The organism is Nonlabens xiamenensis, assembly GCF_003865345.1.
In the GTDB taxonomy this organism is placed as follows: Bacteria; Bacteroidota; Bacteroidia; order Flavobacteriales; family Flavobacteriaceae; genus Nonlabens; species Nonlabens xiamenensis.
In genome coordinates this window covers 267,523-281,631 of sequence record NZ_RMVE01000002.1, presented here as the reverse complement: position 1 = coordinate 281,631, position 14,109 = coordinate 267,523, and the positions used below count along the sequence as shown (strand labels likewise).

Annotated in this window: 8 protein-coding genes; 6 read left to right on the top strand and 2 right to left on the bottom strand. The window is 42.1% G+C overall.

All coding sequences use genetic code 11. The features are described from left to right. Nucleotide 1: 1 nt before the first annotated feature. The 6 genes from EGM47_RS06245 (at nucleotide 2) to EGM47_RS06220 (ending at nucleotide 10,442) form a co-directional block, all read left to right on the top strand. Nucleotides 2–1,225: a S41 family peptidase gene (locus EGM47_RS06245; RefSeq protein ID WP_124979925.1), complete on the top strand. Its 1,224-nt coding sequence runs from the start codon at nucleotides 2–4 to the stop codon at nucleotides 1,223–1,225. 360 nt (nucleotides 1,226–1,585) lie between these two features. Continuing rightward, complete coding sequence (locus tag EGM47_RS06240; protein WP_124979924.1) at nucleotides 1,586–4,540, top strand: T9SS type A sorting domain-containing protein; 2,955 nt, start codon at nucleotides 1,586–1,588, stop codon at nucleotides 4,538–4,540. A gap of 5 nt (nucleotides 4,541–4,545) precedes the next feature. Beyond that, nucleotides 4,546–5,145 (top strand): acyltransferase, encoded by a 600-nt coding sequence (locus EGM47_RS06235; RefSeq protein WP_124979923.1) that lies wholly within the window; start codon nucleotides 4,546–4,548, stop codon nucleotides 5,143–5,145. A gap of 176 nt (nucleotides 5,146–5,321) precedes the next feature. Then, on the top strand, nucleotides 5,322–6,671 hold the full coding sequence (locus tag EGM47_RS06230; RefSeq protein ID WP_124979922.1) for a dihydrolipoamide acetyltransferase family protein: 1,350 nt from the start codon (nucleotides 5,322–5,324) through the stop codon (nucleotides 6,669–6,671). Nucleotides 6,672–6,821: 150 nt separating this feature from the next. After that, complete coding sequence (locus EGM47_RS06225) at nucleotides 6,822–8,885, top strand: alpha-ketoacid dehydrogenase subunit alpha/beta (protein ID WP_124979921.1); 2,064 nt, start codon at nucleotides 6,822–6,824, stop codon at nucleotides 8,883–8,885. Between the two features lie 54 nt (nucleotides 8,886–8,939). Next, nucleotides 8,940–10,442, top strand: coding sequence for a hypothetical protein (locus tag EGM47_RS06220; protein WP_124979920.1), 1,503 nt, complete (start codon nucleotides 8,940–8,942; stop codon nucleotides 10,440–10,442). 1 nt (nucleotide 10,443) lies between these two features. On the opposite strand, the gene EGM47_RS06215 is transcribed toward EGM47_RS06220, so the two are convergent. Continuing rightward, nucleotides 10,444–11,199, bottom strand: a complete 756-nt coding sequence (locus tag EGM47_RS06215) for a LytR/AlgR family response regulator transcription factor (RefSeq protein ID WP_124979919.1) — start codon at nucleotides 11,197–11,199, stop codon at nucleotides 10,444–10,446. Next, nucleotides 11,180–14,086 (bottom strand): sensor histidine kinase, encoded by a 2,907-nt coding sequence (locus EGM47_RS06210; protein WP_124979918.1) that lies wholly within the window; start codon nucleotides 14,084–14,086, stop codon nucleotides 11,180–11,182. The genes EGM47_RS06215 and EGM47_RS06210 overlap by 20 nt, the downstream gene beginning before the upstream one ends. Nucleotides 14,087–14,109 lie beyond the last annotated feature (23 nt).

The following is a 14,109-nucleotide window of genomic DNA, read 5'->3' as shown; positions in this document are numbered from 1 at the left end:
TATGAAGACATGGGCGGTAATAATCCTATTAGTGATTGGAAGTCTAGCCTATAGCCAGTCATGTGAATGTCAGCGTTCTTTTGATTTATTCAAGAACAATCTAGAAAAAACCATCTCCTTCAAGACCCAATATCCGAACAATGAAGCCCAGACTACCTTTGATCGTCAAGCCGTAGAGATAAGAAATACTATTGACTGCAACACTGGACGCGTTTCATGCCTTTTAAAATTGGCCGAATTGAGTTATTTGGTCAAGGACGAGCATATCTTGCTTGAATTAAAGGGTGTCGACATGGATACTGATGAGAATACTTCAGTTGATATCAAAGGCTCAGCCATCTATCGTGATGTAGAGCAACGTTCCCTGGATTTGGATAGCTTAAGCATTGAGCTGGAGAAAAAGTCCCAAGAGGATATTGAAGGTGTTTATCGTTGGGGAGATGAGATGCAGATAGGCATTAGCGAGGCAGAAGAATATTTTGAAGCCATAATTCTGAGTTCTGAGGTGGAACACTGGCAGCCAGGTATGGTCATGGCTTATCTTAAAAAGAACGAGGAGGCATACACCAGCATTTATGCAAAAAAAAACCTATCTGCCTGGCAGGTGAGACATGCCGAAAAGTTCAATGGCAATCGCTGGTTATTTACTGGCTTATATAAAATGGATAAGGCCCAGGATAACAGTTTACTGATTGACGTGGATAAGTTTGTATTTAAGCCTTTGGATAATAATACGGCCTACATACGTGTGGGTTCCTTCAATGCTTTTGATAATACGCAAAAAGAAAGCAAGAGATTCCTTAAAGAGAATGCCAAGCCGATCAAGGCTAGTACACATTTAATTCTGGACCTACGTCAAAATGGTGGTGGCGCCGATAAAGTCAGTAAAGCCTATCGCAAACTTGCTCTGGATAAAGCTAAAGATGGTAAAGTTGTGGTTTTGGTTAATAATTACACGGGAAGCAATGCCGAGATCACAACGGTCTATTTGAAAGAAAAGAACCCCAATATTATAGTTATGGGCGAGCCTAGCTTGGGTATTCTATCTTATGGTAAGAATTATTCGGGTTGGGATAGGATAGGTGACACTGACTATCGCATGTCTATTACCGATATGGATTATTCTCATTTACTGGATTACGAGCGTAAAGGGGTGCCAATTGATATACATCTATCTCCGCAAGAAGATTGGATTGATTTGGCGCTTCAATTGATGCGTCCATAAATATGGAATGTGATTGATTGTTGAGAACAATAAGGGAATGTGATTTCTCCCTTAATCATCGCCAAAGATTTCAATTTTCATTATTTAAACTTCGCTGCGAGTCAGGCTGTAGATGAGTTTGGGTACTTGTATCTATGTCTATGATGTTATGGGACATGGCTCACCTATATCTAGATTGAGAATAGGTATACATCTGATTTTTAAACCTTTGATAGCAAGTGGCTTGGGGAAAAGTAATATTTGTGAAAACCTTCGTAGGTGTGACAGTGCTCTGGACTATTTTTAGAGCGGTTTGTCGAATCTATTTTATTGTTATATAGATATTTAGCAGTTTTACAGCACTCAACTAACTTAAGCCAATTGAAAAATTCTATTCTTATCTGCAGCTTGCTGCTATTGCCCCCCTTTATCTTTGCTCAAAATATTGATTATGAATCTCGGATCACAAGCTTTTCTGGTAATTGTGATAACGAGGCAGGTGATGAGGAATATACATGGATGGGTTGGTTGGGCGACAACACGACAGGCGTAGAAACTTATTCATATTGTGTGACCAGAGACGCTCCTGGGTATGTTGTACAATCTGGAGCCTATGCCGTCAGAAATAGGTATAATATACCAGCTACCTCTTTACGTGCCAGAATTGAGGCTTGGGAGGATGATGGGGGAGGTCGTTGCACATACAGCTCAGGCGGATTTCTAGGGGATGATTGCTATGTACAAGCTAATGGTTCCTTGAATTTCAATAATCCATTAGAATACCAATGGACTAACGGAAACTTACTTGTAGGTGAGCCTACCATGAACATGATAGTTTTCAGCAGATATCGTTATACTACAGTAAGCCTACCAGCAGCAACAGAATATGCGGCTTCTAATTATACCACAGCTGGCAATAGACCTTTTTGGGGCTGTCGAGGTTCTTGGGCTTCGGATGGAATTGATTGTGCCGCTTCTGGAACAATTGGGCATGGCGGGTCCTCCTCATTTTCTACGACGGTAAGATGTCAACGCCAAGTTTCATTTAGGTGGAGGGTCGACAGCGAGGCAAATCATGATTTTCTGGAGGTCTATGTCAACGGCACGAGAAGAGACTTTATAAGTGGGCTTACTGGCTGGACCAATGTGACCTTGAATCTGGATGTAGGGGAGAATACAATTGAATGGAGGTACTCAAAGGATGGAAGTCTTTCCAGCGGTTTGGATAGGGGGTTTGTGGATAATATTTCTTTTACTGCATCCAGTTCTGTTATTGCGGGCACCATCACTGGAAATGAAAGCGTGGGATGTAATGTGGATCCATCCATAATAAGTAGCACGGCGCCTGCACAGGCATATTCAAACACATTGAACTACCAATGGCAATCCAGTACAAACAACGTATTCTGGACGAACATTGTGGGTGCCACTGGGGTGGATTATGACCCCCCTGTAAATTTACCCAGTACAACCTATTTCAGAAGAAGAGTTTTTGATGGATGTGGTTTTACTGGCTATTCAAATACGGTTATAAAATCCAAAATAAGGGAATTTGTGCATGATGGCACCTGGTGTCCTAATGATCCCAGTGATTTGTTGAACCCTTCCAACTCCGCAGATAATGTGTACATCAGGGCAAACTTAAATCAAAGCTCAAGTTTCGTCGCTGGAAATTTGACCATTGACGCTGGTGTGACGGCTCATATGATGGGTACAACAAGTGTTGAGGTCCATAATTCGCTTAACCTGAACGGAACTCTAAATCTTAACGGTCAAGGACAATTGGTACAGCCCAATAACTCCACAGTTAGCCTCGGCAGCGCGGGTAAAATTCAAGTCATTCGCTACGGTAACCCTAGCATTCATAGATATACGTATTGGGGTTCACCAGTGTCCAACCCTTCTTCCTCCAGCAATAGCGGATTTACAATAGGTGGTGTCATGAAGGATGGAACGACCACGGTAGCACGACCTTTAACTTTTACATCTGGAACCACAACTAATGGTGCACCAGGTAATGCCACTGTCCCTGCTACAATTGCTAGTCGATGGTTATATGCCTTCCGTGATCTGAACAGTTCGTACGCCAATTGGGAGTCTTTAAATGCTACCGATCAACTGCTCACAGGACAAGGGTATACAATGAAAGGAACGGGTACCAACGCTACATCACAAGCTTATATCTTTGAAGGAACACCCAACAATGGAGATATAGTTCTACCGATGACTTCGGGAAACAGTTACTTGATCAGTAATCCTTATCCTAGTGCCTTGGATGCCCATCAATTCCTATTGAACAATCCGCACCTGGACGGGACGCTTTATTTCTGGGAGCACTATGGCGGTGATACCCACATTTTTTCCGATTATCAAGGTGGATATGCTTTATACAACCTTTCTGGAGGCATTGGTGCTCCCTCATTGGCTGTTGCGTTAAATGGCGTTTCCAACCTCGGTGTGGCGACAAAGCTCCCAGCGCGTTACATCCCAGTAGGTCAAGGGTTTTTTGTGAGTTCGACGACCACAGGTAATCTCAATTTTAGCAATGATATGCGTGTGCATGCACCTGAAATAAATGGCACCAGTGTTTTTATTAAATCAGCCTCTTCCCAAAATAACAATCATCGCCTCGTAGATACCAGAACCAAGTTGAGATTAGGTATGACTACACCTCAACAAGGTCATCGTCAACTCCTCTTAACCGAAGATCCCAATAGTACTAATGGTGTAGATAAATTTTATGATGGTGAATTATTTGATCATTTCTCTAATGATGTTGCATTTGATCTCAACAATAAAAATTACGGTATTCAAGGTATTCCCCAAATTGATCATACGACCATTATCCCATTGGTTGTGGATGTGTCAGTAGCTGGAGATTTTGAATTCATGATAGACCACTTGGAGCATTGGAACAACGGTCTCCCTATCTATTTATACGATGATGAAACAGCGACTTATCACGATTTGATGCATGCCCCAGTGATACTCAATTTACGACCAGGAAATCATCTGGGAAGATTTTCATTGAAATTCCAAAATTCTACCTTGTCCATCGGTGAGAATGTGGTCAAGGATCCGCAATTCACAGTATTTCAGAAAAAAAATCAGAATATTTTAGTCATTCAATTCGATCAAGCTGAGGTAAGTCTGGATGAGTGTATATTGCATGACCTCAATGGCAGGAACATCTTGAAAGATAAAGGGAATAAAACTGAAACGGCCTACGGCTCATGGGAAATTGATACTTCTTCTGTTGCGTCAGGATATTATATACTAAGTTTGAAAAGTCAGAACCATTCTACTACCAGAAAGGTGCTGCTTCATCAATTTTAATCGTCTTGGTATACTCTTTTAAGTCCCACATTCCCGTTATCCACGAGAGCAGTTTTATTCATCCACAGGCCAGTGTGATCGGCAATGTGATCATAGGTAAAAATTGTTATGTAGGTCCCAGTGCAGTAATCAGGGGCGATTGGGGTGAAATCATCTTGGAAGATGGTGTCAATGTGCAAGAAAACTGTACGGTACATATGTTTCCGGGTAAGAGTATCCGCTTTCGCGAAAGCGCACATATCGGTCATGGAGCGGTGATTCACGGTGCTCAGCTGGGTCGTAATTGTCTGATCGGTATGAATAGCGTGATCATGGATGATGCCATCATCGGCGATGAGTGTATCGTGGGGGCCATGAGTTTTGTCAAAGCTGAAGCCATCTTTGAACCACGCAGCCTTATTGTTGGCAATCCTGCGAAAAAAATTAAAGAAGTCAGCGACCAGATGATCCAGTGGAAAACGGCGGGAACAAAGCTCTATCAACAATTACCTGCAGACTGTCATCAAACTATGCTGGAAGTAGAGCCACTAAGGGAAATCCCTAAAAATCGACCAGTGCAAGAGGACTTTTATAAGACGCTTAATGAAATTAAACAGCAGTATTAATTCATCAACAAGCATTAGCACTGTCAGAAAAAAGCTTGCAAAACTTTAAAATGGTTCATGAGCTTGTGTTGAGCAACACAGGACTGTCTTTCGTATAGCCTTATGATGAAATTTCATCATCAATAAATCATCGTGGTTATTAGTACTAACAAATGTTAGTTTCGTATTTTTATACCATGTCTAAAACTGCAGATTTTATCCTCCCAAGAATGGGAGAATCCATCACTGAAGGAACCATTCTCAACTGGCTGGTAGAGGAAGGGGAATCCTTTCAAGAAGGAGATATTTTGGTTGAAGTAGGAACGGATAAAGTAGACAATGAGGTTCCGGCTCCGGTTTCGGGAAAAATGATCAAGCACCTGTCCGATGCCGGCGATGTGGTAGAAATTGGCAGCAGTATTGCGCAAATAGAGCCAGGAGAAGTGACGTCAAAGGACCAGGTAAAACCTGATCAGGTCAAATCCGATCCCAAAGAATTGGGAGGGCTAGAACAAGTAACTCCCGCCAAAAAGCCCACCACCAGTCTGCAAAAGCCGGCGCCACCAAAGACGGCTGCCCATACAGACAATACATCGTATGTATTACTAGAAAAAACGCCGTATGTAAGTCCGCTGGTGGATCAAATCGCCAGGAAAAATCATATTTCCTACGAGGAGCTGGCCCGTATCCCAGGTACAGGTAAGGACGGCCGATTGCGCAAAAGTGACCTGTTTAGCTATATCGATCAAGGACGGCCATATCAATTTGCCCAACCCGCGCCCACAGTGTCAGATCCCACAGCTTACCGTATTCCTCAACTCAAGTTGGACAAGGGGACAGGACGTATAGTCGAGATGGATCGTATGCGCCGTATGATTGCAGATCACATGGTGTACAGTAAACATACGAGTCCGCATGTCACGGCCTATGTAGAATGTGATGTGACCGAGTTGGTACGCTTTCGCGAAAGCAACAAAAAATCATTCCAGGAAAAGCACGGTGAAAAACTAACATTTACACCTTTCTTTATACGTGCAGTGGCAGGTGCGATCACGGAATTTCCGATGATCAATAGCAGTTTGGACGGAAAAAACATCATCGTTAAAGAAGACATCAATATCGGGATGGCCACTGCTCTGCCTTCAGGTAATCTTATTGTTCCGGTGGTAAAAAAGGCCGACCAATTGGATTTGGTCCAACTTGCTGCCGAAGTCAATCGTCTGGCCGCTTTAGCTAGAGAAAACAAGTTGGCTGGTGATGATATCAAAGGAAGTACCTTTACTATTTCTAACGTCGGAACTTTTGGCTCATTGATGGGAACGCCTATCATTAATCAACCCGAAGTCGCCATTTTGGCTACCGGAATCATTAAAAAACGAGCCGAAGTCATCACTGAAAACAACGAAGACCGCATCGAAATACGCAGCATGATGATGCTCTCTCTGTCTTTTGATCATCGTGTGGTGGATGGCTATTTGGGCGGTAGTTTTTTAAAGAAGGTGGCCGATTTGATGTCAGCGGTTCCTACTGACCTACTGGATAAATAAAAGTTGGTTCCGTATGCCTAGGATCAATTGGATCTCATTAACTTTTAAAATGTTTATTGATCGCCAATCTAGTTTAAACTTTCCAAATGGGATGAGGAAGTTAATCATAAGATTAGAACAAAGACAAACAGTATCAAGATAATTCAAATCATGGAAAAGCAATTATTAGAGCAAGCCTATAAAAATCTTACCACGGCCAAATCCATGGCCGAGCTCTATGAAGAGAATTTTAAGCTGGTCTCCAAATATGTACATGCCACCAGTCGTGGTCATGAGGTGATCCAGACCGCAGTGGGTATGCAATTGAAGCCACAGGATTATGTTTATCCCTATTACCGAGATGACGCTATGTTATTGGCTTTGGGGATGACGCCTTATGATTTGATGCTGCAATTGCTTGCCAAAAAGGATGATCCATTTTCTGCCGGTCGTACCTATTATTCACATCCATCGTTGAAGGATGACGACAAACCCAAAATCCCACATCAATCCAGTGCAACGGGAATGCAGGCCATTCCTGCCACCGGAGCAGCCATGGGTTTTTGGTATAAGGAAAAAATGGCTGGATTTGAGACACCTTTAGACGCGTCGGCTTCTGATGATTTGCCTATAGTCGTTTGTTCTCTTGGAGATGCTAGTGTTACCGAAGGTGAAATTGCCGAGGCGCTACAAATGGCAGCGCTCAAGCAGTTGCCCATATTATATTTGGTTCAAGACAATGGATGGGACATCAGTGCCAACGCTGCCGAAACCCGTGCCCAAAACGCCTATGAATACGCCGCTGGCTTCCACGGCCTGGAAGCAGTGAGCATCGACGGTACTGATTTCAAGGAAAGCTATGAGACCTTGCAACGTGTAGTAAAAACCATGCGAGAGGAGCGGCGACCATTTTTGGTACATGCCACCTGTCCACTGCTCAATCATCATACCAGTGGTGTTCGTATGGAATTCTACAGGGATGATCTGGAAGAAGCGCGCAGTCGTGATCCATATCCGCTATTGAGAGAATTGTTGTTGGAACATGGCTTCAGTGCTGACGAGTTGGATCAGATGGACGCTTTCGCGAAAGCGGAGTCTAAAATAGCGTTAGACAAAGCCATTCAAGCTGCAGATCCTACACCTAGCGACTTATTTACCCACGATTTTGCACCTACCGAAATCACAGAAGAACGTGGCATCCGATCGCCAGAAGGGGCAGAAAAGGTTGTTATGGTGGATTGTGCGTTGTTTGCTATTGAAGAATTGATGAAAGAGCATCCAGAATGTTTATTGTACGGTCAGGATGTGGGCGGACGCCTGGGAGGCGTTTTTCGTGAAGCGGCGACTTTGGCGCAAAAATTTGGGGACAATAGAGTCTTTAATACTCCCATTCAAGAAGCCTTTATCGTGGGCTCTACGGTAGGAATGAGTGCAGTAGGACTTAAACCTATTGTGGAAGTCCAATTTGCCGATTATATCTGGCCAGGACTCAACCAACTTTTTACCGAAGTATCCAGATCTTGTTACCTAAGCAATGGTAAATGGCCGGTATCTATGATCCTCAGGGTTCCGATTGGTGCCTATGGAAGCGGCGGTCCTTACCATTCCAGCTCTGTGGAAAGTGTGGTAACCAATATCCGCGGACTCAAAATTGCATATCCGTCGAATGGAGCGGATTTGAAGGGGTTGATGAAGGCGGCTTATCACGATCCCAATCCTGTGGTGATTTTTGAACACAAAGGTTTGTACTGGTCCAAAGTGCCAGGTACCAAAGGAGCGACAAGCCTTGAACCAGATGCTGATTACATTCTACCATTTGGGAAGGCCTGGGTATTGCAGGAAATCTGGAAAAAGGAGGAAGAAACCTTGAGTATCATTACTTATGGAATGGGAGTGCACTGGGCCATGAATGCCAGTGCCGAGCTAGGGCTGCAGGATAGGGTGGAGGTCGTGGATTTGCGAACTTTACATCCGTTGGATTATGAGACAGTCTTTGACAGCGTCAATAAATGCGGCAAATGTCTTATTGTAACTGAAGAACCTTCAGACAATGGATTCTCCAGAGGTTTGCAAGGTCGCATTCAAGAAGAGTGCTTCCAGCAATTGGATGCACCAGTGATGCTGATTGGTTCAGAGAACATGCCAGCCATACCTTTAAATAGTACGCTCGAGGAAGCCATGATCCCAAGTACTGCAAAGGTCAAGGCAAAAATAGAAGAGGTGTTGGGATATTGATTATCTTGGCGGTAAACTGAGGTTCAGCCCATTGAAATCATCCAGGTGACCGTCATGCTTAACAAGATAGTTCTGTTTTTTAATCAGCGATTTTCAGAGCTGGATGCACGATCTCTGGCTGGATTCCGCATGATTTTGGGTGCATCCATCTTGTGGAATCTTATCATATACAGAATTCCCGCAGTAGGGAAGTATTACAATAACCCATTACTTGTACCTGATGAGACCATAGCCGATTATTATGGTCCGCCGCTTCCTATTTTTTCATTAACCGATAGTGATCTGTGGTATTACTTATTGATGGGAGTGATGGTCATGGCGGCTAGCAGCATGATCGTAGGATGGAAAACCAGATGGATGGTGGGTATACTCTTTGTATTGATGGGCAGCTTGACCACTACCAATCCCTATCTGTCTCACGGTGTAGAATACTTGGAGGAAACAGCCTTATTTTGGAGTTTTTTTTTACCGATGGATCGGTGCTGGTCTTTGCGCACAGCTCACCACAAAAATTTTGACCGTTTAGAAGGAATCGCGAGTTTTGGGTTGCTCTTACAGTTGTTCTTGATCTATTTTTCAAGTTGGTTATTTAAAAATGGGGCAGTTTGGAAGGAAGGCCGGGTGCTGGAGATCGTTGCTCAGGATTTGATTCATGCCGACACTTTGCTAGAATGGTTGAGCGAGTATCCTTCCATTTTGCAAGTCATGACCTATATCGGTTTTGGACTGGAAATTCTGATATCACTGTTCCTACTGGTAGGGATATGGAAAAAAACATGGCGCATTTACGCCGCATTAAGCATAGTTCTGTTGCACTTCAGCATGACGGCATTACTGGATGTGGGGACTTTTATCATCGTAGGTGTTGGGTTTGCGATAGTCCTATTGCCCGATCATTTCTGGAAATTTATTGGAAAGAGCTGGGTTTTTATACCTACTGATATTATAGCATCTAATTTTTCAAAATCCAAGAAGAACAATTGGTTGACGTTGGGTCTGCTACTCGCCATGCTTTGTGTGTTGAGGTCCAATTTGCATAGCTGGACAAAAGACACGTATATCAGCCCTGTATTGACCAGTTTGCCTTTTAGTGATCCGGTGTTGGAAAAGCAGATTCCTGATCCTGGTATCTTCACCGGATTCTGGCACCAATCCTGGCGATTTTTTGCCCACAACATCTATGCAGATTTGGGAGATTTTATGTTTGTAGGTCATGATGAAAACGGACGAATGTATGACCTGGCCAGCGGAAGTGTGATCAGCGATGCCGTAAATAAAGCTGGCCACTGGACTTATCTTCCTGACAATAATTATCAGGGAGCCGAATTTATCTTTGGGGTGTATTTTAAGTTTTATCACCACCGCTTTCCTGAATCCTCCAAAGCTCAATGGTTGCGGTTAAAATTGGACGAGTTTACCGCTGATCATGAGGATGTTCTATTAAAGCGAGCGGAGATATGGCAAATTGAGCGTACCTATCAAGTGCAAAAGGAAGTCGTTTTGAGCGATCATTATTTTCTGTTATCTAGCCACAAAGTTGGTGAGCTCGAAGATTAGATTAAGGTTTAAAAGTCAGTTCTATAATATGTTGAAAAGCCGACTTATTTTCCCTCGACACTGGTACTAATTTTCCATTGTCCATTATGATGTAATAGCCGTCTGTACGTTTAACTTCTTTGATATATTTTAAATTGATGAGGTAAGACCTATGAGTTTTAAAAAAGAACTGGTTGTTTTCTAATTGCTCTACAAAGTGTTTCAGAGGTTTAGAAATTAGTTCCTTTTTAGCATCAGCCAGGTGTACCTTGGTATACATGCCATCAGCTTCAAACAAAACGATGTCGTCATGGGGGATGAATAGAGTTCCGTGTGGCACTTCCAACGCAATCTTCTTGATGGACAGTTGACGTAATGATTTTTCTAAAATTCCTAATCGTTGAGAGAGGTTTTTTTTCTCATTCTTGTTCAACGCTCTTTGCGTAGCCTCTGCGAGTTCGTCTGGATCGATGGGTTTTAAAAGAAAATCTACCGCACTGGTTTTAAATGCGTCAATAGCAAATTCATTATATGCGGTTGTAAAGATTATTTCAAAATCCATTTGATCTGGAGTAAAATAATTACCAATGTCTAGCCCGCTTGCACCTGGAAGTTTGATATCCAAATAGACGACTTGAGGCTTCATTTTTTTGATTTGGTTCACACCAGCCAAGAGGGTAGACGCTTCCTCTCCTTGAGCACCAGGAAATTCTTCTTGAATTAAATTGTGTAACAGGTGTCTGGCCCTGCCTTCATCCTCAATTATTAAGTACTGCATGACGTTTATGTATTAGTGGGAGGGTAATGCTTACCCGTGTTCCCAGAGGTTGGTTATCCCGATCCCTCAAATCAGTAATGTGTATATCTAATTGGTCGCCGTGGTATTGTTTCATTAATGAGATACGGGTGTCATTGGCACGAGTACTGAATGATTCATGCTGTAGGTGAGCATTCAGTTGGCGTGAACTCTCCCTTCCGATACCGTTGTCTTCAATGTGAATTTGAAGATAGCCTGATGGCTTTTCCTCCACGTGCACTTTTATTTCTTTGGGACCATGCTTATGATGCAATCCGTGATTGACACTATTTTCGACATAGGGCTGTAAAAATAAGGAGGGTACCATAAAGTTGCGAGGTTCAATGGTATCATCAACTTTAATTTCATAATCAAATGATTTATCAAACCGGTCTTGCTCCAAGGATAAGTAAAGGTCCAATGTGTCAATTTCCTGCTGGAGTGTAATGCTGGTTTGTTGACTGTGATTTAAATACACCCGCATGAGTCTTGAGAATCTCACCAAAAATTTTGCGGCTAATTTCTTATCGTTAGAAAGAATATAGTCTTGAATGCTATTTAGCGAATTAAAGATAAAATGAGGATTCATCTGGGATCTTAAGTTTTCCAATTTCAACATGGTCAATTGATTATCCACTCTGGCTTCAGTTAATTTTTTTTCCAGTTGCTTTTCCAAATAGCGGGAACGCCAGGTATAAACAACAAATCCAAAAATTAAAAGCATGATGAGGGTGCAAAGCCAGAACCATGCGCTCTGATAAAAAGCAATGTCCACCATCAAAGGTATACTTAAAGGCAAAGTAAATGCGCCTGTTAATGGATCGTGCTTTCTGAGGTGCAATGTGTAATTACCGCTTTTTACCTGTGGGATTACAAAACCTGAAGGTTGACTTAGAGCAGGCTGCCAAGCTTCCTCAGGACTCCATTTGTATTCAAGTGCATATCCGTGATCAAAAGCCAAACCTTTTATGCTGGATTTGATCAATAATCCGCCGTACGAATGAGGCAAACTTGTCGCTTGATCCATAGGAAATTGTTCCTTTAAGGTAGAAATACTGTTCAAGCTCAAGTGAAGTTGCGGTAGAGTTTCTGGTATAAACGCTCCAGTGAGTTTGTATATTCGTTTACGATCTTGTACCCAAAGGGCATCAGGCCCTTTTTTTAGTTTATACATACCTTTCCAATTGAGCAAATTGTCTAACCTCGTGATTATGAGCTCATCGGTAGCGGGCTGCCAACGAAATATGCCTGACCTGGTCAATCCATACACAAAGGGAGAATCATGAACTATATCTACAAGCTCCGTTTGTAATTCTTCTATATTTGGGTTCTCTACCTTGGCAACACTTAGGATATCGTTGTCCAACTTTATACGTAGTAACTCTTTATCCTCATTGATTCCTAAAAAAGTATCGTGCTGAAGATGTACGGCAGTAGTAAGTATTAATGGCTTATTTTGATAAAGAATTTGCTTGATGCGATGTAAATCAAAATCAAATAATACCATACTTCCTTGATGCAAAGACAGAATAACATTTTCACCTGGTACACTGAATTGCGTGCGTCCTTTGACAGCATGTTCAGTTTTGAAATCTTTGTCCAACAAGTAAATATTAGCATAATTAGAAATAAGATAGCGGTCATTTATGATATCAAAATCTTTTAAGCCTGGTTGATCAAAACGTTTCTTCAGGGCATCGTCTTTTATTTCGTATAGGCTGGTATTTTGAAGGAAAAAACGATCCGAGTCAGAATCGTGAAATAAGCGTTGATTGTTGTTGCGCCGTTTTAAGTCAATAGGCTTCGTAGATTCCAAAGGGTTGTAATGATGAAAAATAGCTTCATTTTGAATGGCATATAAGCCACCATTGGCATCAGGAATAAAATCATTGATAAAATAATTTGGGTCGTTTATAACAAACTCTTCAATTGTCCTGGGCCGGAAGATGTAAATCCCATTCCTGTAAGTGGTGATCCAGAAATCACCTTTGAAATCTATAATAGCACTGGTTACTACCCGTGATTCCATCAATCGCTTTTGAAATACTGGCAAACCGTCTATCATCTCATATATAAAGAGTCCTGCACTGGTACAAAACCAAATCTGATTTTTATGGTTGGTTATTTGAACAATTGATAAACCTTTTAATTCATTAAAAATCTCGGTACTTTCTTGATTTCTGTAGAGGTCAACAAAATGAAAACCTATTGAATCCTGATAAAAATAAATGAGACGTGTCCCCATCTGAAAAAGGATAGTACCACCCAAAGAAGGGAAGTAGGGGGCTTTTTGTACGAATTCATAGCCCTTTAAGGAATCATATTTTAATAGTCTGCGCCCATGAAGTAGAAATTGCCCCTCATTCAATTCAGTGATTTTTGTAACGGGAAATCCATCGTAGACAATAGGGTGTGAGATGTAACCTTTTTGCTTATATGGAAAGCTGAGGATTTCCTTTCTAGTTACGACCTGTACCGCTTGGTCGTTACTGCTCAGCAATGGCATGAAACCGTTTTCATAATCCTTGGTTGCATATTTTAGATTCACCTTTTCGTCTTCAACACAGAAAACCTGCCCTTTAAGATTAGTAAACCAAACCCTGTTGCGACTGTCGACGATAGGATTAAAAACACTTTGTCCGAATTGTTTGTCTGATCTGTATAATTCAAATTGGTTCATTCCAATTTTGTATAGACCAGATCCGCTGGCGATCCATTTTTGATGCTCTAGATCCTCGACCACATCATAGATCTCGCCAGCTGGCACTTCCATTTGATCATCTAGATGTAAACCATAGGGACGCAAATCCTGGCCCAGGCAAAGCATGGAGTAGAAGAGAATACATATGTTAATCAAGTTCAATCGCATAGTATGGGTAAAAATATAAGGGC